The sequence below is a fragment of the Trichocoleus sp. FACHB-262 genome, from assembly GCF_014696035.1.
GTDB lineage: Bacteria > Cyanobacteriota > Cyanobacteriia > FACHB-46 > FACHB-46 > Trichocoleus.
In genome coordinates this window covers 71,068-95,539 of record NZ_JACJPK010000064.1, presented here as the reverse complement: position 1 = coordinate 95,539, position 24,472 = coordinate 71,068, and the positions used below count along the sequence as shown (strand labels likewise).

General features: G+C 44.0%; 22 protein-coding genes. 2 read left to right on the top strand and 20 right to left on the bottom strand.

Going from position 1 to position 24,472, the window contains the following annotated elements; all coding sequences use genetic code 11:
- Positions 1-10: 10 nt before the first annotated feature.
- From H6F68_RS12320 to H6F68_RS12300, 5 genes are all read right to left on the bottom strand, one after another.
- Complete coding sequence (locus tag H6F68_RS12320) at positions 11-1,474, bottom strand: methyl-accepting chemotaxis protein (RefSeq protein WP_199300058.1); 1,464 nt, start codon at positions 1,472-1,474, stop codon at positions 11-13.
- Positions 1,475-1,625: 151 nt separating this feature from the next.
- Complete coding sequence (locus tag H6F68_RS12315; protein WP_190559353.1) at positions 1,626-1,826, bottom strand: hypothetical protein; 201 nt, start codon at positions 1,824-1,826, stop codon at positions 1,626-1,628.
- 50 nt (positions 1,827-1,876) lie between these two features.
- Positions 1,877-3,574, bottom strand: coding sequence for a methyl-accepting chemotaxis protein (locus tag H6F68_RS12310; RefSeq protein ID WP_242065470.1), 1,698 nt, complete (start codon positions 3,572-3,574; stop codon positions 1,877-1,879).
- A 341-nt stretch (positions 3,575-3,915) separates the two neighbouring features.
- Positions 3,916-5,259 carry a protein-glutamate O-methyltransferase CheR gene (locus H6F68_RS12305; protein ID WP_190559351.1) on the bottom strand — a complete coding sequence of 448 codons (1,344 nt, stop codon included), beginning with the start codon at positions 5,257-5,259 and terminating at the stop codon, positions 3,916-3,918.
- A gap of 11 nt (positions 5,260-5,270) precedes the next feature.
- The gene (locus tag H6F68_RS12300) at positions 5,271-5,738 is read right to left on the bottom strand and encodes a chemotaxis protein CheW (protein ID WP_190559350.1); all 468 of its coding nucleotides are present in this window, start codon (positions 5,736-5,738) and stop codon (positions 5,271-5,273) included.
- 306 nt (positions 5,739-6,044) lie between these two features.
- On the opposite strand from H6F68_RS12300, the gene H6F68_RS12295 reads away from it, so the two are divergent.
- Positions 6,045-7,376, top strand: a complete 1,332-nt coding sequence (locus H6F68_RS12295) for an ATP-binding protein (RefSeq protein WP_199300057.1) — start codon at positions 6,045-6,047, stop codon at positions 7,374-7,376.
- A 174-nt stretch (positions 7,377-7,550) separates the two neighbouring features.
- Here H6F68_RS12295 and H6F68_RS12290 read toward each other — a convergent pair whose 3' ends face one another.
- The 6 genes from H6F68_RS12290 to H6F68_RS29365 all read right to left on the bottom strand — a co-directional run bounded on the left by H6F68_RS12290 (position 7,551) and on the right by H6F68_RS29365 (position 13,713).
- On the bottom strand, positions 7,551-8,732 hold the full coding sequence (locus H6F68_RS12290; protein WP_190559349.1) for a glycosyltransferase: 1,182 nt from the start codon (positions 8,730-8,732) through the stop codon (positions 7,551-7,553).
- A 34-nt stretch (positions 8,733-8,766) separates the two neighbouring features.
- Positions 8,767-9,942, bottom strand: a complete 1,176-nt coding sequence (locus H6F68_RS12285) for a glycosyltransferase (RefSeq protein ID WP_190559348.1) — start codon at positions 9,940-9,942, stop codon at positions 8,767-8,769.
- Between the two features lie 37 nt (positions 9,943-9,979).
- A complete protein-coding gene (locus H6F68_RS12280) occupies positions 9,980-11,320 on the bottom strand; it encodes a hypothetical protein (RefSeq protein WP_190435972.1) in 1,341 nt (446 codons plus the stop codon).
- Positions 11,307-12,551, bottom strand: coding sequence for a glycosyltransferase family 4 protein (locus tag H6F68_RS12275; protein WP_190559345.1), 1,245 nt, complete (start codon positions 12,549-12,551; stop codon positions 11,307-11,309). The genes H6F68_RS12280 and H6F68_RS12275 overlap by 14 nt, the downstream gene beginning before the upstream one ends.
- 12 nt (positions 12,552-12,563) lie before the next feature.
- Entirely contained in the window at positions 12,564-13,070 is a 507-nt protein-coding gene (locus H6F68_RS12270; protein WP_199300056.1) for an FkbM family methyltransferase, read from the bottom strand.
- A 187-nt stretch (positions 13,071-13,257) separates the two neighbouring features.
- Positions 13,258-13,713, bottom strand: a complete 456-nt coding sequence (locus tag H6F68_RS29365) for a DapH/DapD/GlmU-related protein (protein ID WP_277876055.1) — start codon at positions 13,711-13,713, stop codon at positions 13,258-13,260.
- A gap of 596 nt (positions 13,714-14,309) precedes the next feature.
- Here H6F68_RS29365 and cysC point away from each other — a divergent pair.
- A complete protein-coding gene (gene cysC, locus H6F68_RS12260) occupies positions 14,310-14,876 on the top strand; it encodes an adenylyl-sulfate kinase (protein WP_190559341.1) in 567 nt (188 codons plus the stop codon).
- A gap of 246 nt (positions 14,877-15,122) precedes the next feature.
- On the opposite strand, the gene H6F68_RS12255 is transcribed toward cysC, so the two are convergent.
- The 9 genes from H6F68_RS12255 to H6F68_RS29360 form a co-directional block, all read right to left on the bottom strand.
- Entirely contained in the window at positions 15,123-15,866 is a 744-nt protein-coding gene (locus H6F68_RS12255) for an FkbM family methyltransferase (protein ID WP_190559339.1), read from the bottom strand.
- 69 nt (positions 15,867-15,935) lie between these two features.
- A complete protein-coding gene (locus H6F68_RS12250) occupies positions 15,936-17,108 on the bottom strand; it encodes a glycosyltransferase family 4 protein (protein ID WP_190559337.1) in 1,173 nt (390 codons plus the stop codon).
- 79 nt (positions 17,109-17,187) lie between these two features.
- Positions 17,188-18,132 (bottom strand): sulfotransferase, encoded by a 945-nt coding sequence (locus H6F68_RS12245; protein WP_190559335.1) that lies wholly within the window; start codon positions 18,130-18,132, stop codon positions 17,188-17,190.
- Positions 18,133-18,172: 40 nt separating this feature from the next.
- The gene (locus tag H6F68_RS12240) at positions 18,173-19,195 is read right to left on the bottom strand and encodes a glycosyltransferase family 2 protein (protein WP_190559333.1); all 1,023 of its coding nucleotides are present in this window, start codon (positions 19,193-19,195) and stop codon (positions 18,173-18,175) included.
- A complete protein-coding gene (locus H6F68_RS12235; RefSeq protein ID WP_190559331.1) occupies positions 19,195-20,334 on the bottom strand; it encodes a hypothetical protein in 1,140 nt (379 codons plus the stop codon). The genes H6F68_RS12240 and H6F68_RS12235 overlap by 1 nt, the downstream gene beginning before the upstream one ends.
- 59 nt (positions 20,335-20,393) lie before the next feature.
- On the bottom strand, positions 20,394-21,095 hold the full coding sequence (locus tag H6F68_RS12230) for an FkbM family methyltransferase (protein ID WP_190435995.1): 702 nt from the start codon (positions 21,093-21,095) through the stop codon (positions 20,394-20,396).
- A 186-nt stretch (positions 21,096-21,281) separates the two neighbouring features.
- Positions 21,282-22,217, bottom strand: coding sequence for a glycosyltransferase family 2 protein (locus H6F68_RS12225; protein WP_190435997.1), 936 nt, complete (start codon positions 22,215-22,217; stop codon positions 21,282-21,284).
- Between the two features lie 15 nt (positions 22,218-22,232).
- A complete protein-coding gene (locus H6F68_RS12220) occupies positions 22,233-23,114 on the bottom strand; it encodes a class I SAM-dependent methyltransferase (protein ID WP_190436001.1) in 882 nt (293 codons plus the stop codon).
- 150 nt (positions 23,115-23,264) lie between these two features.
- The gene (locus tag H6F68_RS29360; RefSeq protein ID WP_199300055.1) at positions 23,265-24,401 is read right to left on the bottom strand and encodes a glycosyltransferase; all 1,137 of its coding nucleotides are present in this window, start codon (positions 24,399-24,401) and stop codon (positions 23,265-23,267) included.
- Positions 24,402-24,472 lie beyond the last annotated feature (71 nt).

Sequence of the window (24,472 nt, the reverse complement as noted above, 5' to 3'; positions counted from 1 at the left end):
GGTAAGAGCTTTAATGGGAAATTGGGCGATCGCTGACTTGAAACAGAGCAATCTCTTGATGTAGCCCTTGCGCTACTTCGCCTAGCTGGGCGATCGCTCGATTAATTTCTTGGAGTGAATCAGCGGTTTGCGTCGATACATCACTCAGTTGCACCATGACATCACTAATTTGTTGTGCCCCTTGTGCCTGAGTTTCCATCCCCTGCGTCACAATCAAAAATTGCGGAGTCAGTGTTGTCACCTGCTCAATAATCTGACCCATTTGCTGGCTAATTTCCCTGACTTCCTCAGCTCCCTGCTTCACTTCCTGGTTGAACTTATCCATTTCCATCACCCCAGTGGAGACAGAAGCCTGCATTTCTTTCACCGTTTGCTCAATATCTAAAGTAGCCACAGCGGTTTGGTCGGCCAAGCGGCGAATCTCTCTCGCCACTACCGCAAAGCCCAACCCCTGCTCCCCTGCTTTTTCCGCCTCGATCGCAGCATTTAAGGAGAGTAAATTCGTTTGGTCAGCCACTTTGGTAATGGTCTTAACCACACCATTAATGCTTTGGGCTTTTTCGCGAATCACTTCCAGCCTGGAGGTAATGGAGGTGGTTGACCTCATTAATTGCTGCATCGAATTAGCCATAGCCGTGAGGTTAACCTGGCTCACACTGGCACTAGCAGCCGTAGTTTGAGACTTAGCAGCTACCACTTCCATCGTTTGCACCAAGTCTTCAGAAGTAACCGCAATCTGTTTTGCTGTCGCTACTACCTCTCGGGTCGAAGCCACTTGTTCAGTCACAGTCGCCTCTAGTTGTTTCCCAAAAGCAGTCAGCTTGGTGATAGAAGCCGTCACTTGAATACCAGATTGTTGGACTTGACCAACGAAGCCACTGAGCCCCCGAATCATCCTTTGAAAGGCGAGGAGAAGCTGACCGATTTCATTGCGATCGCTGATATCAGTTTTTACCTTTACGGTTAAATCACCGACAGAGATTTTCTCCGCAACATCTACAATCTCTGCAATCTGAGACTCCACTTGCCGAGAGAGCCAAAGCCCAATGATCAGATTAAAAACAACAGATATAATTACACCCAAAAAAACTGAAACAACAACTAGTTTTTGGGCAGATTCAGATTCTTGCTCCAAGCGCTGTAACGCAGCCTGCTCTACCTGCAAAATTTGTTGTCGAGCTTCGTCAATATCATCCATTCGCAGAGATTTCATCAGAGCTTTAGCTTCAACCAATTGCCCTGAGTCAATTAGCTCAAAAATCTTCTGAGCAATTGCTTCGTTTCGGTTCACCTTTTTGGCAAGATCCGCTATTTGCTGCTGACGCTCTAAACTCTGCGCTTGCTGATCCAGCTTTCCATAAGATTGATTGAATAGTTCTAAACCTTGATCATAGGATTGGATATAGCTTTTATCTTCTGGAAATAGCAGATAGCCTCGGACATTTCTGACCATTCTGGCGACGCCCAGCACCATTTGGTCAACCTCGATAATGGTAGTCTGAGCTATCTTTTCTTCTGCCTGTCTTTGAAAAGCATTGCTTGTGTTTACATGAACGATTCCACCTAGCCCTACTAAACACAAAATTGGTAGGGAGTAGCCTATCAAGATCCGGTTTCTTATTTTCTTATGCTTCAACATAGGCTTTGTACTTAGATGAGTTGACTTTGAAGCGCGAAATCTCCTCCTTTAGTATCTGGGCCACCTCTTTCAGCAAGTCGATCGCCTGATTAATTTCCTTAAGAGAATCTGCCGTTTGCTTAGAGGTATCTCGCAGTTGCATCATGGCTTCGTTGATTTGTTGAGCGCCTTGAGCCTGGCCTTCCATGCCTTGATTGACCGTGAGCAATCTGGGTGCTAGCGCCTCTACCTGGCAATCTAGTAGCTATAGTCAGGTTGGGGTTCAAGCGCGATCGCGCCTACCTTAAAGCGAGAAATTTCTTGGCGCAAACCCTGAGCTGCTTGGTTCAACTGCTCGATCGCTCGATTAATTTCTTGCAAAGCATCCGCCGTCTGCACAGAGGTTTCGCTCAACTGCACCATTGCTTCACTGATTTGTTGCGCTCCTTGAGATTGTGCTTCCATCCCTTGATTCACCACAGAAAAACGGGGGGATAGTGATTGTACTTGCTCAATAATTTCTCCTAACTGCTCACTGATAGTGCCTACATCCTCCACGCCTCGGCCCACTTCCTTGGTAAACTTGTCCATCTCCATCACTCCGGTGGAGACAGAAGATTGCATCTCCTTTACCATCTGCTCAATATCGAGGGTAGCCACAGCAGTTTGGTCGGCTAAACGACGAATCTCTCTTGCCACTACGGCAAAGCCTAAACCGTACTCCCCTGCTTTTTCTGCTTCAATAGCCGCATTGAGCGAGAGAAGATTAGTCTGGTCTGCCACTTTAGTAATCGTGTTAACCACACTGTTAATGTTGTTGGCCTTCTCGCTAATAATTTCCAGCTTGGCGGAAATGGAATTAGTAGCAGCCACTAACTGACGCATCGTAGTTGCCATTCGCAGCAAGTCTTCTTGGTTGGTAGCAGCAGCCACCGTTGTCTCTTGAGACATGGTTGCGACTTCTTCCATCGTGTTAGCCAGTTCTCCCGAAGTGGCAGCAATTTCTTTTGCGGTCACTACTACTTCATTGGTTGCCGCAACCTGCTCTGTGACGGTAGCTTCCAATTGTTTGCCAGAGGCTGCAATCTTCGTTGCAGAAGTCGTCACTTGAATGCCAGACTGCTGTACCTGGCGGATCAGGGAGTTGAGGTTATGAGTCATAGATTGAAAAGCGACCAACAGCTTGTCAACTTCATCGTTGCTGTTATTAGCACTCTCAACCTGCGTAGTTAAATCTCCGGCTGAAATTTGTTCTGCTACCACTACCACATTGGCAACTTTTGCTCCCAAAGGCTTCGCGATCGTGCGACTGAGATAGACACCCAAAGCGATCGCTACTGTTGGTCCTGTCACTAACGTAAATACCACCCAGAAGGAAGTCTGACTACTATCTTGAATAGCCATAACCTGAGCGGCCTTCGCAACTTCAGTATTAGTGTCCAGAAGCCTAAGCAGATCCTCTGTAGCTACATCAAAAGTAGGACGCTCTTGTTGAGACAAAAAGCGGTTGAGAGTTTGCACTTCAGATTCAGTTAAACCACTTTGCTTAGCTTCTTCGTAAAGCTGAAGAAATCTTTCTTGATCTGTTTTCCAATCGACCCAGTGAGGCTGAAAAGCGGATTTATAAAGCCTTGCTTCTTCAGGAGTTTGGGGTGTTGACTCGTATTGTTTAAAGCCAGCATCAATTTGCTCCCAAGCCTTCTTGATTCTGATTAGCTCAGTCTCTTTATCACTCTCGCTAATTTCAGGGTTAACCAAGGCTCGCATAGCGGATTGAATTTGAGTTTGTCCCTCATTAATCTTCCAAATACCAGCCACACTAGGAAGACTATTTTTAGTCAGAGTGTCAATATGTTTGTTTAAACGAGAGATGCCTAACCATCCGACACTTGCAGCAACTAAAACGATCGCACTCATTACCCCAAATGAGCCAATCAAGCGATTCTGTAGTGACATGTTCTTGAGCATAAGATTTTTCTATCAAGGTAAAGCTACAACAGAAGTTTGCGATCGCTTGCCATAACAAGCCACTTCAGCAAATACAACTCGGAGTCCCGTATAGTAGGGATTGTGTCTACCTGCTTAGCCACGAAATCTTGAGAGGTCAAAATCAAACTTCATCAAGAACGTTGGACAGGAATAGATAACTAATATTTCCCTAATCTCAGCTCAGATTCACTAAAATTTTGCATCTGCCAGAAGCAGTTTTAGAAACACAAAGTTACTAAAAACAGACCTCCACAAAGGCTTAAATTAATCTTAAATATAGGTTTTAAGCTAAGAATTCAGCATTATATTTAGTACTCAGATAAATGAATTCGCTGCAACCGTTGCCGCAACACCAAAGCACTCGCCAGATCACCCGATTGCTCTTTTAGTAAGATCAAGTGCAGCAGAGCTTCTTCGTGGTGCGGTTGTAAGTAGACAGCTTTGCGAAAACATTGCTCAGCTTCAGTTTCTTGGTCTACAGCTTGATAGAGTTGCCCTAAAAGGCAATAAGCCTCAGCATTATTACGATTTTGGTTGAGATACGCTTCACAGGCTGCAACTGCTTCAACCAACTGCCCACCATCCGCTAGCGTTTTGGCAGCAGTCAAAGATGCTTTTTGGGAGGCAGACACAGCAGTAGAGCGAGCATTCACCAATGTAGGTTTTGCCTCAATGCTAGGAACATTCGTCGGTTGCAACTCAATCGCTTTGCGAGTGGATGTTGTATTTCTACTAGCTTGGGCTGGAGAAGCATTCCGCTTTTGTCCCTGCTGATTGTAAGCCGTCACTACGGGGGCTTTATCTTGAGTGCCAGACTCAACCTTACGGAAAGCAAATGCTAAAGCGTGCCGAATGGGACTAAATCGGGATGGAGGTAGTTGTCCCATTTCTGAGTGACCAACAAAGAATAAGCCATTTCTAACTAACAAACGATCTAAGCGATGAATTGTTTGCTGTCTTGCTGGCTGATCTAAATAAATTAGTAAGTTGCGGCAAAAAACCACATCATAAGGTGGTTGATCCCAGAAAAGATTGGAATCTAATACATTCCCTTGGATAAAATTAACTGTTTTTCTGACAGACTCATTGAGCGAATACCCAGCCACAACTCGCTGAAAGTATTTCTCCTTCAAAAAGCTATTTTTTTCGCCTCCTTGATTTAGAGCCTCTTCCCTTCCGATCGCAGCTTTGCCGCGAAATGAGTACTCGTCATAAACAGCTAGTTGGGCTTTTTGTAGAGCCTTTTGGCTAATATCAACAGCATCAACTTGAAATTGTTCTGCTCCTAACCCTGCTTCTAACAAAGCGATCGCCATTGAATAAGGTTCTTCCCCAGTCGAGCAAGGCGCACTCAAGATTCTGAAAACTTGATTGGGGTGGGAAGGCAACCACTCCGACATCACATAGTGCGCCAATAACACGAACGGCTCGCGATCGCGAAAAAACCAAGTTTCTGGCACCACCACAGTCTCGATCAGGGCTGCCAATTCTGTCCCCGAAGTGTGCAATTGAGTTAGATAAGCTGCCATGTCTACCAGACCACAGCTTGCCATGCGAGATCGAACCGCTCTAGCGATCGTATTAGAACCAATGGCAGCGGCATTTAAGCCAATCTTCTGCCTGAGTAAATTCTCGATTGTAGCTTCTATCATTCTCAGGTACTTTATTGCACAACTGGCAGATCAATTACTTGCGTTGGAGGTAGCTGCACTGGAGATAATAGGTGTTCCACATCAAGGCACTGGATCACACCTTGGGTATCCATTAATCTTTTGCCTAAATAAGGAGCTGTATCCACCACCATTCCCGCAGGAACCAACGTGGCACTAGACGTATTAAAAGTTTGTGTCACTCTCTCTGCCAGTAAGCCTAATATTTGTGTCTGGTTCTCGGCACTGAGAAAGCGAGCCACAATAATTCGAGTACTTAAGTAGGAGCGACAAGGACGACGACGAACCCGCTGGCATAGATCTACCACAGGCACCATATGACCCCGGTAGTGCAACAGACCGGATACATAGGCAGGTGCTTGGTGCGGTTTTGTTAGTCCTATTAGCGGTAGCACTTCCACCACCTGCTGGCTCTCCAAGGCATAACGCTCATCATCAATTGCAAAGAGCAGCATCAACATAGGGCAGTTCCACTAAGCCGAACAGAATTTCTAGCAACTCAGCCAATTTCCGGCGCGATCGCTGAGGTTCACTTATAGAATGACCAAATTAGGGCCAGATTTATCCAGTCAGTTGATGGAAGAAAATTAGCCAAAATGCGGATTAGGGAACTATACCTTATGAACTAGACTAACAGAATATACTCTCAGAAAACAGTATTATTATTAACTCTATTAGGTCCAATCAGTCGGTTTACCACTCACTTCAAGTTTTCCTCATCACGCACATTCATGCCCTAAATACTAGCCATTTCGCCAGCCTGGCTTATGATGTCAATGCCACCAGAAATTGTTACTAAAAGTCCAGAAGCATTCAGTGAATCTACTATACTTTCACCTGCTCCCCAAATTGTTGTTTTGCTCATTGATGATCAAATTATTATTGGTGAAGCAATTCGGCGGATGCTGGCTTCCGAACCAGATGTAATTTTTCATTATTGTAACGATGCTGAGCAAGCAATCCATCTTGCTGAAGAAGTTGCTCCAACAGTCATTCTGCAAGATCTAGTTATGCCTAACATCGACGGGTTGATGTTAGTTCGTCAGTTCCGCTCTAATCCCATTACTTGCAATATTCCATTAATTGTACTTTCGACCAAAGATGAACCGAAAGTCAAAGCGGAAGCTTTTGCATTAGGAATTAATGACTACTTAATTAAACTCCCCGATAAAATCGAATTAGTTGCGCGCCTGCGATATCATTCCAGAGCTTATCTTAATCATCAAGCCCAGACTGCCGCACTGACGGCGCAAGCTCAAACTCAGAAGCTAGAACAAGCTTTGCAAGAGCTACGAAAAACTCAATCGCAGTTAATTCAAACCGAGAAGATGTCGAGCTTAGGCCAGATGGTGGCAGGAGTAGCCCATGAAATTAATAATCCTGTTAACTTCATCTATGGCAATCTCAAGCATATTGAAAATTATATTCAAGAGCTACTAGATTTAGTCCATCTTTATCAAGAAGAATATCCCCAGCCAAGTACAAAGATTCAAAGTTATATTGAAACAATTGATTTAGATTTTGTAGCCCAAGATCTTCCTAAAACCCTATCTTCGATGAAAATAGGTGCAGATCGAATTCGTCAAATTGTCTTATCCCTACGTAATTTTTCTCGGCTTGATCAAGCTGAAATGAAACGAGTTAATTTGCACGAAGGCATTGACAGCACTCTTCTCATTCTCAATCATCGTATTAAGCAAGGAATTACTATTATTAAGAGCTACTATGACTTACCTTTAGTTGAGTGTTATCCCGCTCAGCTCAACCAGGTATTCATGAATATTCTGAATAATGCGATGGATGCGCTGTTAGAAGACTCAGGCAAAGCTAACAAACAAATCACTATCCAAACCGAACTAACGAATTCCCATCAAGTTCAGGTCCGTATTCAAGATAACGGTTGTGGGATTCCGCTAGAAATTAAGAATAAATTGTTCGATCCCTTTTTTACTACTAAACCCGTAGGCCAAGGCACTGGTTTAGGTCTCGCCATTTGCTATCAAATTGTTGAAAAGCACCAAGGTGAAATCGAAATTGGTTCTGGTCCAGAAGGGGGAGCAGAGTTTATTATTCGTTTACCAGTTCAGCACTTTTCTTGAAATCGGCGATCGCCCAAGCCATACCAACTGAGCGGTGCTTGCAGAGAGAGCAAGTACCAACATTAACCTCTGAGTTAAGTGAGAGAATGCGGTATTGGTTGTTTCTGGACGGTCGTGGTGTAAGCTGCGGCCAGTTGCTGAGCGATCGCTTTCGAGCAGGCAACTGTACGATAGCTAAAATTTTGGCAGGGGCTGTTGATTTAGAATAGCAGTATAAACTTGGAGTAGTTTTCTTGCAGCTACATCCCAAGTATAGTTTTGAAAAATAAACTGACGGGCGCGATTGCCCAGCTCCTTGGCCTGCTCCAAATTACCCAAATATTTCGCTAGAGCATCTGAAATTGAATCAACATTAGTATCAACTATGCACGCGGCATCTGCTTTTGCTGCTTCAGGAAAATTGCAACCTGTAGTAATAACACAAGGTAAACCAGAGGCCATACCTTCGAGCACAGACATGCTGAATCCTTCAGAATAGGAAGGAGCAACATAAATACTGGCAGCGGCAAGGGCGGCATACTTTAAGCTACCTGTCAGTAGCCCTGTGAACGTTACAGCGTTTATACATCCTGCCTGTAAAAAATAACTCTGGGCGGTAGATGAAAAGCCAGTGTTGTCTGGTCCTGCAACAATCAAATGAGCTTGTGGAAAATGGCGGTGAACTTTAGCAAAAGCAGGAGCCAGTAAATCTAGCCCTTTCTTAGGATCAATCCGACCAAGGAATAAAACTATATTTTTATTCTTAAGAGACGGAAATTCGTCAAAAAGAAGCTCTGTTTCCGGTGGTATTTCAAAGTCTTCATGATGGATACCATTATAAACAATGACGGTGGGTTGGTTCCATCCAAGAGCTTTAGCATTATTGGCTTCGGTCTCACAACAAAACTGAATAGTACTGGCAGATTGAAGGGCAAACTTCTCAAAAAGAGAGTAATATAGTTTCTTTTTCCAAACCTTATAAGATAAAGCCCAAGGTTCTAGCATACCATGTGTTGTTATTACATAAGGAACTTGATACGCCTTACATGTCCAGTGAATTACTGAAATTAATGGAGAAAAAAGAGTATTAGTATGCACTATGTCATAGCTTTGAACATTATTAAGTATCCATCCAATCAATGAGGAGCTAATAATAAAATCATTTTTGTTGAAGCAAGAAAAATACTTAATTCTATAACCTTCTTCTTCAATCCAAACATTTAATGGTATGGGTAATTTACAGAAGTTATTAGCATTAGTTGTAATAATATCAATGGCAATACCTAAACGTACAAGGCCCTTAGCTATTCCCACTACCGTCCTAGGAATACCACCATAAACCTCTCCCATATAGGGTGTAACGAGCAAAATTTTCATCAACTTTAAGCTCTGGTTGATTAATGTATCTATATTAGGCAGCGCTCATTGCGGATTCAGCTGCCCGCACGAGTCCATTAGCAAAATTACTAGGTGAGTAGTTAGTAATAATTTCTTGGCTTACTTTTCCCATTTGAGCACGCAATAATGAGCTTAACCTATGGATATTAACTAGCTTACCTATCATGTCCTCTACATTTTCTGGATCGAATAGAAAACCATTATGGTTATTGTGAATAAGCTCATGGCAGGCACCTACAGTCCGACTACAAAGAACTGGCAATCCAGCTGCACAGGCTTCGTTAACTACAAGCCCCCATTGCTCTTGTAGTGCAGGGTGTATAAAAGCTTCAGCAAGACCATACCAATCTCCTAAGTCTTGGTAACTAATAAAACCAGGTAGATGGATGCAATAGTTTAGCCCTTTGTTCAGAATCAAGCTACGAATATATGGTTCTTCTACTCCAGTACCACAAATTACCAGATCCCAAGCATGAGCTTCTTCTACTTGCTCACGATAAGCAACAAAAGACTCTATAAGTCGATGAATGTTTTTACGTTTAATAAATCGCGTTGCAGCAAGATAGTAAGGTTTATTAGGAATTTGAGGCTGACGTAATCTTGTAGTATTGGGATCTCGTCTAGCCTTCTCGGCTTGCTGACTAAAGTAGTCATTGTCGACTACGTCATAGCCAAGAAAAATGCGATCGGGACGAAATCCCAGTTGAACTAGATAGTCACGATGTAAATTACCGCCTACTAGTGCAGCGTCGTATCGCTTGACATACAGCCAAGATTTAATCATTTCCTTCCAAAATGTACGCCTAGCATCATCCCACTTGCTTTCACTCATCAAAATTGATAAAGCGGCATGCCGTTTGCACCACACTAAAGCTGCACGAGAAATAGGAAAACCCCAACCAGGAATGGCAACAACAGTTGGTTGTAGCGTATTTAGACAATCAAATAACAGAGATGTTGCAGGTATAGAAGAATTCGTACTATTTAGGGCGGTAGCCGATGTAGACAAAAGAGTTTTGAGGGGAAATGTAATCTCACGGCCCATGTCTCCCCAAGGATGTTCTTTGGTAGTATCTGTAACTTGTACTGCTGTAAACTGCCAATCTCTGCGTTGGCAAGCATCGTAGGTAGCTCGCAAACGGGCCGCGTGGTAACCCCCAATGTTATCGAAAATAACAACTACATGCATAGCCGAAAAATTAGTACTTAGTTGCTAGTTAATTGCGTCATGAGTGAGGAAGCCTCATGGGTGGATGCGGATTGGAGGGATAAGGATGAGTTGATGGATACATCCTGAGAGTTAGATTCCGACGTTTCATCCAGAGCAATAAAAAGCAGGGCCAAAAAGCCATACCGATCCAAGCATAAATTCCAGCTAAATCTCCGCCTCTTAGCAGTGGGATAAGAGACGAGCAAAGAATCGCACGAACTAAAACCCCTGCAAAAGGCTGAAGCTGAGTACTATACCGAACAACCTTGGCAATGACTAAGCCGTATAAAGGAGCAAAAAAGAGTATGCCAAATAGTCCAATTTCTGCATAAAACGATCCAAATATAGTTGGTGAAATTCCTACAGTGCCCCTACCACCTGCGATTGTAAAGCCTAACTTATTCATGTATCCTCCTACAGGTTTCTCAGGCCACCAAGCTCTAGGGATTGGCCGTATAAATATTTCTAGATGCTCCATTCCCCAACGGAAGTCTAGTTGCTCAGGATAAACATTTTTCAACAATACAAAGCCATCTAACATATTGGCGTCTTCAGCGCCTAATGCTCGTTCCAGCGCAATTTGATTGAGAGATTGGTTAGCTATGTTGGGATTACGCATGGCCCCACTAATAGCAAATACAGCCATAGCTAATATGAGAGAGAGCGTTAACAAAGCCAAACGTATTTTTGGTCGGTAAAATGAAGAAACAATGATTCCAGCAGCAATCATCCATCCTAAAAACTGGAAGCGAGCCTGACTTCCAAAAGTCAAGTAAAATACACTTGTTAAAATGGAGAGCGCCATCACTTTATTAATGAGAGAAGTTATTGCTCCAAACCGCCAAAGACAGACAACAAGAATTGCAATTCCTACTAAAGCAAAAGGAAACAAGTACAAATAGTTATTAATTTGAAAGGCTAGTGAGCTTCCGGCGCTGAGCTGGGTTGCTATTTGAGAGCGAGTAAGAATGACTAATGGCAAACAAAATAAACCAAGAAGAAGGGTCTTGGGCCGCAACCATTGTAGAACTGAGCGATCACTCGGTGGAATTGCAACTGCTAAGCTTCGCCTTTGACAAAGCATATAAGTGCTAAGCAAACAAATTTCCCCAAGAGTAATATACATTAGAGCCTCAAGGGCGGCTTCTTGAGTTATTGGTTTTGATATAAACCAACTTAACTTAATCCATTGGTTAATCCCATGCTCAACAGCCCAGTAGCGATAAGAAGCAACATAAAATAGAAAGCTACTAATAATTAATGGAATTTCATCATTGCGCTTCAAAAACCAGATAACACTTAGTACTAGGAAGGCTATTTGAGTAAAGGCAAGTTCAGGATATTCAAATAGTGGCATAAGGTAAGGCCTGGAGATTGTTTTGGAGTGTTGCCAAACCGAAATGCTCCATACTAGTAGATTGCCGAGAAAAATTTACTAATTGTTGAGGATTATTTAAACAAAAGAGGAGAGCTTCGGCGATCGCTGCTCCAGTCACGTTCTGCAATATCAATCCGCTTACTCCATCTTTCACGACTGCACCACAAAATCTGGACGCAATTGTTGGGAGTTTCCAGGCTTGCGCTTCCAGCTGTGTTAGTCCAAACCCATCCGAAAGAGTTGGAAGTAGAAAAATATCTGCCTGTTGATAGTATTGAGCTGTTGCGCTGCGAGGAACAGAACCAATCCACCGCACCTGTTCATGCACTTTATCCTGTTGGGGTCTAGCAATGCCTGGAGAACCAACTAGCCAGAATTCTATGTGTTGGTCACGTAGGTGTTCAGCCGCTTCTAGCAGTGCAACAATGCCCTTGCGTAAGATAACCTGACCAAGAAACAGCACTCGGAGCGGACGTTCAGCTGAGAAAGCAGAAGGGTAGGTTCGCACAAAGTCACGCGCTTGCTCAGGAGGTTCATAGGCAAGAGGAATGATATCAATCTTGTTAGCGGGTACTCCTGCTTGCTGCAAAGCTTGGCTTGACCACTGCGAGTTAACTAAAATCCGGTCAGCTAATGAGCATTCTTCCTGCCATCTGACCCAGTAGTGGGGTGGTGCCGGTTGCCAACTAGATTCATAGATCGAGTGTCTCGCGTATTCCTCTAGAACCAACTTTTCCTCAGTTGGCCCTGGATCAATTTGACCAAGGATAGTGCGCCAACCTCTGGTCTTGGCGTAACGGAACAGTTCTAAGGTAGCGTAACTGTAGGCAAAGAGGGTAGGGGGAGAATTGAGAGAGGAGTGTTGAGGAGCGATCGCATTTAGTACCTGCACTGCCCGTTTTTGGAACCAGTGATTACGGTCGATAATACGTTCCCATCCTGAGGTTTTCTGAAGGCGTTGAGTTAGTTCAAAGCGCATCAAAGAACCAGTGAAGGCGTGGACAGAGGTTTGGGCTAAATCTACATGGAACCGTTCACGTAAATTAGTGAACAGAGGTGTAGGCAGCTGGTTCAGTGCAGACTGTGGTGGAACCCAGGCATCTGTAATCAGGTGGGCGAGCTGTCCGGTCTGATGTAAAGCCCGTGGGATAGCGTAATGTTCACGCGCTCCTAGTTGACAACAGATCCAGGATGGCAATTCTTCAGACATTGAATCATCAGCTTAGTGTAGCTGAGTAGTAACCCAACAAGTTTTGATGGTACGTGATTCTGGACCGAGCAACCAGTGAGGTTGGAGTAGACGAACATCTACAGGTCTTTTGGCTTTGGCGAAGAAATCCAGCACTGGCTCCAGCAGATGGTCACCATGCACTTCGACAACCCAATGATGTGGTTCTTCAAGCAAGGACATTGCCCCTTTGAGTACCTCTACTTCAGCACCTTCTACGTCTACTTTGATTAAGGCTGGCTTTCCATGCAGTGAGGGACGTTCATCGTAGGCTTTGTCTAAGGTGATGGTTGACTCGTTCGAAGTTGCGCCAACAAATAGGGGAATGAATTCAAACTGGATATCAGCATACTGTGACCAAGTAGCAGGAACTGATAAAGCGGGTTGTTCCGCTAAAGCTGGTTCGAAGGAAATGATATGACCATCGGCGTGATGGCGTTTAAGCGCCTGGGCACATCCATAAGTAAAGTAGCCGTCGTTGGCACCGACATCCCAAACCACTTGAATTTTAGGGATAATCTGGCTAAGCCACGGGTTCAGTATATGCTCGTATAGACCAAGCAACTTTCGCTTGGAGCAAGCAGGGTTAAGGATGAGGCGAGACTCTCAAAATGGGCCAGCTAATATCGTTAAAGGGACTGGCTTTTTACTCAAATAAGGGGACAGGCTCATAATTTAGTTCATTTCCTCAAAGTAGCCACGGTTGGTAGTTCAGTGTGTAGTGCAAGTCAGGCGATCGCTTTTTCACGAATCGGGCTGGGCTACCGGCAACAATGGTGTAAGGTTCCACATCTTTGGTCACGACAGAACCCGCACCCACTACGGCACCCTCGCCAATCCTGACTCCTGGCAAAATAATTGATCGGTAAGCAATCCAAACGCGATCGCCTATGATTACATCCCCACCTTTATCGCCAAACTCTGGCAACTGTGGATCATGTCCCAGGGTTAAGATTGCCGCTTCTGGGCCAATGGAGACATCAGAACCTGTCTGTATCTTGTAATGGCGTCCATCAAATAGGCAGCCGAAGTTGATCACATTGCGATCGCCTAGATACACCTTTCTCCCATTCAAAAACCGACATCCCATTTGAACAGAAGTCCCCAACCCAACCTTTGCTAAATAGGCTTTGAGATAAATCATACGAACTTTACGAGATGGCAAGTTTCCAAGAAGCTGATTGTAGCTATAGCTCAAAACACTACCTGTAAAAGCTTTAAAGTTTACATGTGACATGCTACTGGTACTTTTCTTTGAAGCTTTTATATCATCAAGTTTTTACGAATAAATCCAGCCCCAATCCCGGGTTTAGGATTGCGAAGTTTAGTATCTTTGATGTAGCAACTCTGGTATACAGGGTAGTTCTACCGCCCAGCAATTCTTACCTAACCTGGGCATAGTAAACGCGATATCATTCATTTGTTTATGCGCCAACTCTAGGTCGAGTGGCAAGTGGGCAGGGGAAGTACGCCCTTGCCCCAATAGCTCCAAGGAATCCGCCAAGGCCCAACCACGAGATGAAGCACGACTAGATGCACGCCTCGTTTGCCATGTAATACCGAGACTAAGTGCTCAAAGGCCTTGAACTTGCCTCGTTTTCCCAGTCGTTAAATCAACAATTACTTGGAGATGCGGTCGCAATGAGACTAGAATTGCTTTTTGAGATGCTGGCCCAGTGAGTGCGTCAGCCTTAGTGTATGTTTTTGTTCCACTGCTAAAATTCATATCCTTGCTAAGGCATGAGTAATAATTCTTTCTTAAAGGATACCGGTGTGATTTTATGGCTAACTGGAATTAGCGGAGCGGGTAAGACCACGATTTCTCGGCATCTAGAGCATAAACTACAAGAATACGATCGCCTAGTTGAGCTACTGGATGGGGATGTCATTCGTCAAAATCTCTCCAAAGAGTTGAGCTTTAGTCGTGAAGACCGGAATACCAATGTACGTCGGGTGGGTTATGTGGCAAACCTTCTCAGTCGTAACGGCGTGATCGTCATTGTTGCTCTGATCAGTCCATACCGTTCTGTCCGCGATGAACTGCGCTCCACGCTCAACAACTTTGTCGAGATCTACGTTAATGCCTCCCTAGAAGTTTGTGAGGCCAGAGACGTGAAAGGGCTTTATGCCAAAGCACGCTCCGGTCAAATCCCATTGTTTACGGGCATTGATGATCCTTACGAAGTACCACTCAATCCTAATATCACTTGCTACACTGCTGAAGAAACGGTAGATGAAAGTACTAATAAAATCGTAATTTGGCTAGAAAGTATGGGCTATCTACAAAGACCAAAAATTCGGCAATAAAATTGATGATGTTGCGATCGCCCAGATACACCTTTCTCCCATTTAAAAATCGACATCCCATTTGGACAGAGGTTCCCACTCCCATTTGTGCCAAATAGGCTTTGAGATAGGCCATGCGAATTTTACGAGATGGCAAGTTCCCAAGCACTTGACTGTAGCCATAACTCAGAACACTACCAGTGATAATTTTCAACTTCACGGGTGCAATCCTATTCAACGGCTTTGAATGATTGTCTAGTGTCTGGCTCAACCTCGGTACGCTGAAATTACGGTGCAGTTAACGCTAGGGTCTTCACCCCCTTCGATTGTGTAACCATGCTCTCGCAATAGAGAAAGCAAAGACTGACCTTTGGTATTAAAATAGTGGATTTCCATGCTGATCCAGCGAGGATACTGACCATTTTTTAGTAACGCCGGAAGCACTTCATATTCAGCCCCTTCAACATCAAGTTTGAGCCAGCAATCTGGTTCTATTTCAAGCAGAGTACAGGGAATTGGGACTCCAGGCGGGTTTTCATCAACGAAGCCAGTGTGCGAAGACTGAGCATGGTAGTAAAGGGTGGTGTTGTTTGACCAAAGACCCAACTGATGGGTGTCCACTTGCAGATGATTGAGCGCTAAGTTCTTCTGGAGTTGTTGGAAGTTGGCTGAATCCGGCTCATAACAGATTAATTTAGCTTTGGGGAAGTAACTGTTAGCGTGAATGGCAAACAGGCCAATATTCGCACCGCCATCCACAATAGTTTTGGGTTCAAAATTAGGAACTTCATAGGCTCCCCTGACTAATTCACCCCCCATTAGGTAGTCGGCTTCGTTACCCTGGCGCATAGAGAAATACGTCAATCTTCTCTTAATGTATAGCTGAAGTTGAACGAAACCTGTTGCACCAAGGTCATTGATGCGCTTGATAAACCACAAGTGCAGCTTGACGCGGTGAGAACCAAGTACCCCCAGACCAGCGATCAGGAAAGCTAGCCATTTGTCCTGCAAAGAGACTCCTTGGTGAGCGTGATGACTCAGTTTAAAAATCGTGGATATAGGGGACATACACTTCAAGAGTTATGGGACTTTCTTAAGCTCTTGTGTCTCAATTTCTGCTAAACAGTGACTTACTAACTTAGCATTGAGTGCCCAGGAGTTTTCCTCAAAGTACCTCTGCCATTGAGGAGTGGGAGGATTTTCTAACCACGTTCTGATTCCCGTCACGATGGACTCTACATCATCTGGCTCGACCCAAATTCCAAGTTCATACTTTTGAACTACAGAGCGTAAAGAGCTTTCCCCAGCTGAGGCAAGGCAGGGTTTACGGTAAGCGACTGCCGTATTCAAAACACCACTGGCAGAATGAAAATGTTTACTGTAAGTCAGGAGGATGATATCAGCAGATGCAAATAAGTTTGCCACCTCTGTATCTGGAATGAATCGGATTTGCCACTTACAGCGATTTTCTATCCCTAGATTGGTGGCTAGTTCCTGGTAAAAAGCTACCGGGCGTTGACTTGATGACTGTTCTTTACCCGCAACAATTAGGTATAAATCCGGAAAATTAACCATTGCGCGAATAACAAGATTGAGATTCTTATTATCCCGAATATGACCAAAAGCCAGCATCACTTTGCCGTCTAGCGGCAAAGTGATGCTGGAGCGGGTTTCTTCTGGCGATTGATTCGCTTCAGGAAAGTGATAGGTTCCGTGGGGAACTACGGTTGTTCGGAGTTGAGACCTGGGTCGAACCGTATCGAGTTCGATAGATTCATGAACAAAGGCTTCGCGTAGGAAGGAATAACCACAAGCGATCGACCAGCGATGCCACCAGCGAGGACCAACAACAAAATCCCGCACGGGGTCATGAACGACAGCGCCAAAGACAACCCCTTTTTTAGTTAACTGTCTCAAACGACCCGACCAAAGAGGAGCTAAGTACTCCACATAGGAGCCAAGTAATACATACTGAAAAGTATTTGAATCAATAAAACTGGCTAATTTGCTAAAATTTGCCAGGGTTACGGAGGTAAAATGTACCACTTTGAAGACTTTATGAGGGAGTTGTTTAGTGGGTGCTACTTCCTGCAAAATTGGCACAATTTGATACTTCTCTCCCCTACCCGTTGGGTATTTCAGAGTGGTAAGTACAGTAACATCCACTCCGAGAGCAACCAAAGCATTAGCCTGCTCGTGGGCGTAATCGGCAATACCACCGTAGCTAGCGGGTGAGTAGTAGAGAAGTTTCATGACTCAATTTTGTTGAGTTTGGAATGAGCTAACTATTTCGAGGCCCTAGGGAACAATACACCTTAAATTTACAATAAATTTATTCCCAATCTTCGTCTGCATAAAATTCCTTTGATACTTCCTCAACATGCGCTTTAATACGGGTGATTTCGTCTTTTGTTAATTTATTTTTCCAACTCCCTACATTTGCTTGACTGTTTCGTTTTCTTAAAGACCAGTCGCCCTCAGGGGCATCAATAGAGTTTGAAGGTGAAGTATAGTCTTGAATAGTAGCTTTAACCGAGTCTGAGAACTCTAAACCAAACCGATTAAATAAATCCTTAAAACAAGGGATGGGATTTGTGGCAATATCTTCATAGCGCAGATAAATCCAGTCCGGATGATATTTTTGGTACATTAAAACCACAGAATATATTATTTTCCAGAGCAAGGCAGCTCTATCTATAATGTCATTGTCTAACGCTGCATATTCAGTAATTTCTTGTTCAAAAGGATATAAGTAATCTCGAATTAAAAGAGGTTGTTGGAGTAGCTCGTAAAAGTCATAGTCCCAATTTAATCTTTTTAGGCTAGTGACAAATGCAGCTGGATGCCGGACAAGAACTAATACATTCATGTCAAATTTTTTAGCCAGCCATCCTGCTGAGAAAACAGCCAAAGGGTCTTTCATCAGGGGCACAAGATTACGGGAACGATAACCCCAATAGATGCAGTATTCTTTTAACGTTCTTTTGAAATCGACAAAATTCCTATTGGCGTTGAATTGTCCTCTTAGGTTGTATCGAAACTCAAGGGTATGCTTGATATGCTGATAAAAAGCAACCTCATTCTCATCAGTTACATAGGTGTTCCAGTAAATAAATTTTGCTCCACATCTACCGCGATAAATACGATAAGTCTCAGGGCTAAAAGGCTCATTGATATAGGCGACTGAAGGACAAGCCGATATCATCTTTCCCACCCAAGTAGTGCCAGAGCGATGAGAACCAGTCACCAATATTGGTTTTGTCATATCATTAGCCATTAGATAAACTCTGCCCTTATGCTAAATATAATTTTCTCTCTTAAACGGGTTTTACCTGTATGCTACGAAGCCGCTCTCGGCCTTTCTGGCAGTGCTTTATTCCGGCTAAAAATCCCTCCCAATACCCGACTACACTCCAAAACTTAGTCAGATATTCAAACAAGACAATACGCAACCAGCCACCTGGATATCCGTAGGCGTTCAAGCGCTGCATAGCGGGGACTAATCGAAGTACTCGTAGCACCACCATGAAGAGAAAGCCGCTTAGGAAAAGTGCTCCTACCCAGAGCGGTGAAGCAAAAAGTAGCCAGACTAAACCAATAAGCAATAGAAGGAGTTCAAGAAGCAGCCTTCCTCCTACCAGGAAACCATACTTTAACCAGATGCCCGCTTCCCCGCCACCACGAAAGTTGCGGCGTGCTTCTTTACAAAATGACTTTAAGGTAACAGGGCGCTCCCAATAACAGCGCGGGATGGGGGCGCAAGCGACACGATCCGTTGTCTTATGCAAGAGCAGGGCAAACAGCATGTCATCCCCTGCTAAAGTTAAATCTTCTGGATAACTGCCAATTTTTTCCCACAAGGATTTGCGATAGGCGATCGCTCGTGAGGAAGCGTGAGACTTGTGAGTGGCAATTAGTTTCGGCCCATCGAGTAAGGCATACTCTATCTTTGCCCAATCACTCTTGAGGTCTTCCCAACGAACTTGCCAGCTCCCCATCACGGCTTCCAGTTGCTTATTCTCTAATAATGGTCGAGCTAGTTCCTCTAACCACTGGGGTTCCCACATGCAACCAATGTCTGTAGAAACAATTATTTCATGTTGGGCTTGAGCGATCGCTAAATTTCGACCACGAGCTACATTACAGCCAATTTCTTGAGTGACCTGTAGTGAATAAGGTTTCTTCGGCTGGTAGTTTTGTAGGAACTCCCAGGTGCCATCTCTTGAACCAGCATCGACAATGACAATTTCATCAGGCAGATAAGTCTGTGCTTCCATTTGGGTAAAGAAAGCAGCACATCCTGGCCGATCATTTAATACAGTAGTTACAAGCGAAATCATTAGGCTAACTGGCGACAGACTTCTACCCAGAGCTTCATGTTCTGAGCCACATTTTTGAAATAATCTTTCAGCGCTTCATCCCAGAGGAACCCTTGCTGTTTCGCTGACCATTCCTCGATTCGTTCTGCTAATTCAACAGTTGCTTCACTATAGGTTTTCGCTGGAGACAACGGCGTTTCCAAAAGAGGCAGCATATCATCAATGACGACCATACCTGCCAACTCATTCCAGAGGTCTTTGTATAGGTTGTGAGGAGAGCGGCGATGTTCCACAACGGGAGAGCCAACTTTGATACGATGTCCCATCGCTTGGGCACACTTTTGCACAAAGAAACCGCTAAATATGTCACCAAAACGATCCAGTTTCATGCCCCCAACTGGATGTCCCATTTTGACGTAATAGTAAGCTGGAATCGCCTCTCGGATAAGCCCAGTATTTTGGGTATTGATGGGCATTAACGTGTCAGGGGCAAGCAGGTAGTCAGTTGTAAACTTTTCCTTGGCGCTACAACGAGTGACTAAGCGAGTGGCAGCATCAACATCTGGGTCACCTGACCAAAGTCCGGCATTGATCGCGACAAGACCTGTAGAAACTTCAGCATCGACTTTTGAACAGGCTATGTCACGCCGCTGATAGGGGAAGCCTCTGGCATAAACCGTTTCTCCAGCCCCTAAAGAAGGACATTGAACCTGCATCATGGAACACAAGTTAAACCAGCTATTATGTCCAACTGCCGAAAGGAGAGAAACTTCCTTACCGACCTCAGAATGCCCTGCTAAGAACGGCCAACTCTTTTGGGGATAGTTATCATCATCAATCGCAATAATCACATCACAGCGATCGCGATAAGCCATCAGAAAGCCGATGTTACGCCGGTTGTCAGTCTTCCAAGGAATTTCAGCGGCAAGTTCTGGAAAAGGCTTGAGGAAATCATTTTGCTCATTTGGGCCTAGGTAATACCAGGGTAAACCCTGCTTTGTGTATTGTTCTACCTGCTCTCGGCAACTAGTTGGTGTTGAGAGATCACCTACTACATAAAAATGAACCTTTTCCAAATCGCCACAAGCTAAAAAATGGTTGTAGTACTCATGAATAAACTGGCCATCATAAATCGTTGTGACAACAATGCCAAATTTCATAGGCTTAGAAAAAGGTAAGTGAATATTTAAGCAGCAGGTTCTAGATTTTGCCGTTTATTCTAAGTGCAAGATATTTTTTCTTCAGAATGCAAATAGAGGGCTTGAAAATAATCTTCTCCCTGAAACTGCTCACCCTCTAGCAGAGTTTCTTGATAATTCAGGCGATTCAAGAAGCCTCGCAGCTCAACCACACTAGCCCCAAAACTCGGCAGCGCAAACCCGTGCACCTCAATTAGTAGTGGTGGATGCCATTGCCGCAACAGTTGCTCAGCACCCCGGAGCACCTCTAGCTCTGCCCCTTCAACATCAATTTTGATCAAATTTACGGGTAGATTGAGGGGAGGCCAAAAATCATCCAACCGGACATTCGCAACTTGAATTTTTGTCTGGGATTGGGTGGATTCTGCTGATAGGGATGCAGTAACAGCTACTGTTTCAGGTGGTACAAAGAAATCAAGAAACAGATCAGTCGAATTTGATACTGCTTTTGGAATAATTTTTACTTGTTGCTGCACATGATTGATTGCAACATTTCTACGTAATAAGTTTAGGTTTGTAGGAACGGGTTCAAAGGCAAAAACACAGCCTTGAGGACCCACGGCCTTAGCAGCATATAACGTATGCAATCCAAAATTTGCCCCTACGTCAATCAAGATATGACCGGGAGCTAAGTACTTTCCTAGAATCTGATGAATTGCAGCTTCAGCATCAATATTCCAGCGTCTGAGGGACTCATCCAATCGAACAATTTCGTTTCCCATTTGAAAAGGAACGCCTCTAAAACCATAGCGAAGCTTGAATAATGAATCTTTGAGTAACGGTAAGAACATTCTTAAGACTACTGAAGGAACAACTGGCGCGGGATACTAACTGGTCATACAATATTTCTGCCTTTACTCAGGAGAAAATCTAACATTCTAGTCTGTCCTCTACCTCTAATATCCATCTCAGTACTTCAGAAATGGCTTGATTCCAACTAATCGTCGAGCGACCATTGACAATTTTGGTTTTCGAACAACGCGGAAATACTCGCGTAGCCAAGCCTCAGCATGCAGTCTTGCCACTTCTGCTACTTCTTTTGCCTGTTGATGACAAGCCGAGCGGTACAGTTCAACATACACTCGCATTAGATTTTCACATTGCGCTGAGGTGTAGTCGGTCTTAGCTTGCTGAAGAACTTGTTGATTGTGAGTGATCGCGGCATGGACTCCTTCAAACCACTTTTCTGGGTTTGAAATCTGGCTACGACATTCAGCTGTTTGAGTGCGATACAAGGCTCCCTGGCTAGTTCCATAGGTTACTCTGCAAGAGGTAACTAGCTTAAACCAGAAGGCAATATCTTCCCCTAAGTAGCAATCGAGTTGTTCTGGCCAATAGCAATCTGGCACCAGCGAACTATGCTTGATGATTGCGGCATGGACAGCCCAAGGAGCAAATGCGATCACAGCGTCTCTTAGTTCTTGAGGCGATCGCCCCATACCTGCTGGCTGCTTCAGCTTCTTCACAGTTGGATTTTCATCGATAAATTCCTGCCAACAACAAGCAATGATATCTGCGTCTGGATCTTGTTGGGCTGCTTGCAGTTGTTGAGAAAGATGGTTGGGTTCAAGCAAATCATCCGCATCTAGAAACTGAATCCATTCTCCCTGAGCATAAGATAGCCCATAATTACGAGCAGCTCCTGGTCCTTGTTTAGATGCTCGCAACAAGTGAATACGCGGATCTGGTAATTGTTGAGCAATTTCCCAACTGCTGTCTATGGAACCATTGTCAACAATCCACAGTTCCCAGTTTGAATAAGTCTGCGCTAATACAGAGTGGATGGTAGCTGCAATGTAGGGTGCTTTGTTATATAGCGGTGTAATGATTGAAATAGTTGGCATGAAAACGAACCAATCCTATTTTTTGCAAAGCCAAAAACTGCCACATTGATGGAACTTCTGCTGCCACTGAAGGACATTAGGCCAAAGTTTCGCCACCTCTTCTGGGTAATCAAGAGACAACCAATGATTTGCTAGCTTGACCTCGAAAACGTTGTTATAAGCTAAAAACGCTTCTAGCATGTACTGTTCGCTCCAGGCTCGGCGCTCCTTGATTAACCAGTCAGGGGGGTAATCATAGGGAAAGAAAATATCGTGGAAATGAACCCATACTCCAGATGGAAGAGCTGGTAGAATTTGTAAGATTTCTCGGCAAACATCACTATCGAACTTTACTGTGTGCGTTGAGTCGATCAATAGAACATCTCCCGCACTTAGTTGTTGAAAAAAGTCTAGACTTAGGGTTTCTACCTTCTCAGTGATAAGCTCTACCGCTAAATTAGCTTCTGTCAGCCTTGCTTCAGGGTAAGGTTCAACACAAATAATTCCGCCGCTGTATCCTTGTTGCAAGTTCTGGGCAATTGCTAAAGCTGCTATTTGAGTTGAATAGCCACAGCCAATTTCAATTACCCTCCTAGGCTTTAGCTCTCTCAAAATTGCGTAGTAAACTGCTGCATCTAGCTCAGAAAAAACACTATTTGAGAAATCAAATGAAATACTAGTCTGCCCCTCTACAATCTCTTGAATTTCAGATTGATACTGACTCAGCTTTCGAACTAAGCTAACTTGCCTTTCTAAATTCCAATCAATGCAGCTGGATACCCGTCGCTTTAACACCTGCTCTGGTGTAATTGCTGAAAATTCAGGCAGTGGCTCGTAGTAATGGCACTGACGAATAGAATAACCCCAGCGATCGCCTAACGTTGGATATTTTTGTAGTAACCAAAGCAATCTCTGCATTAAGCGTATAGGCAATCTCTGGAAGGCTGTTAAAAGCCAGTTATCTACTAGCCTACTCAGTGTTTTTGGTAACAGATGGAGCCTAGGAGTGCTTGACATGAGCTTATCTTGATATAGCAATGTTGAATGATTTGTAGGTAGACTGGATTCCTATAGTTTAGTAACGGAGTAAAGGCTTTCAATAAACTGTTGTTGAATTGTTATAGGGTTAAACATTGTTTGAGCCATTTCTAATGCTTTTTGGCCCAAACGTTCTTGTTCTACAGGTTGCTTTGATAGGTCTATAACAGCCATAGCCAAATCTTCAACGACAGGGGATGTTACTACTCGTGCTGAATCATATTTCTGCCCCCAGTCAACCACAGAGCAACCTTTTGGCCCCCAAATAACAAGCGCTTTACCAAACTGACAGTATTCTAATAACTTAGAGGGGAAGCTAGTCTGCATTCGCTTTTGGTCTGATTCAGCAAATGACATAATCACTAGCAAAACATCTGCTTCTCCAAGAGCTTGAATCAATTGATTGCGTGGCAAGAAACCAGTATAAATTTCCTGGAGCTGAAATTCCTGAACTTTTTCAGTAGGCCAATCAGGAACAGGTCCTAGTAGCTTGAGTTGAAATGTATCTACTGATTGAGATATGGTGGCTAGCTTCTGAAGTAATGGCCCATAGATATCTGATAGATTACCTGCATACACCGCTGTCAACTTGTTGCTCAAAGCTTTCTTTTTAGGATTACCTTCAAGACTGATTTGCTGTGGGATCGGCAACAAAATTTGGGCATTTTGATGCTGGCCTAATGCTTGCTGCATAGCTTCACTAACACAGAAGGCTAGCTGGCTCTGGCGGTATAGTTGTCGAAACCGATGAGCGATCGCGTGTCTTACCCAATCATGTACATATGCTAGATCAGGCCACCAATCGTGAAATATAGTCACTAAGGGGATGGAATACTCTTGGGCAAGTTTCTGGGCTAACCAGCACAAATCACCATGAGCAACGGTCAAAATTAGGTCGGGCGGTTGTTCTTGAATATAGCGTCGCAATAGACGAGTATCGTAAAAGCTGCTTAGGAGTTGTCGCACACCATGAATCCATCGAGCTGCTCTAGTTTGAGCTAACCGTGTTAGCAATGGATGAATTGGCAGTTTGATCACTGCCTCGACTGTCATATCTTCAGCGACCCTAGTGGGATCATCAGTGGCGATCGCTACTTTGAATGGTGAGCTTTGCCAGAGATGTCTATAAAGAATTAGTTCTCCCCCGTTACTGTTTCGCGGCAGCACTGAGGAAACCAACAGAATTCGTATAGGTATCGATATTCTTTCCAAGGCTGCTCCTTTCTACAACTTTGTAA